The 388-nt window shown below is 62.1% G+C and carries 1 protein-coding gene; it reads right to left on the minus strand.

Annotated elements, in window-relative coordinates; all coding sequences use genetic code 11:
- Nucleotides 1-19 precede the first annotated feature (19 nt).
- Nucleotides 20-388 (minus strand): transposase (locus ACEU5R_RS32000; protein ID WP_392413944.1); only part of this gene is annotated, 369 nt, incomplete at its 5' end.

Here is a 388-nt window from a genome sequence, read left to right on the forward strand (position 1 = left end):
CGTAAAACGGTGATGAAGGTCAGGCTGGCGCTACAGTCTGCTCACTTCGGTAGTTCGTTCCATTGGCGAGGATGGCCCAGGCGATCCTCGCCAATTTATTGGCCAGCGCACAAGCGACCACGTTCGAGTGACGTCGGGCCTGCAGCTCGCGCACCCAGGCGCCTAGCCGGTCGGTTCGTCGCTCCACGTGTCGCATGATCGCGCGAGCGCCCTGTACCAACAATCGTCTAAGGTTCTTGTCGCCCCGTTTGCTGATGCCCAGGAGCGTGGGTTTGCCGCCCGTGCTGTACTGGCGAGGCACCAAGCCTACCGAAGCGGCGAACTGGCGCGCCGAACCAAATTGCCGCGCATCGCCCAGCTCAGTCATCAGCACGCTAGCAGTGATTGG

This window comes from Achromobacter sp. 413638 (assembly GCF_043119405.1).
GTDB lineage: Bacteria > Pseudomonadota > Gammaproteobacteria > Burkholderiales > Burkholderiaceae_B > Achromobacter.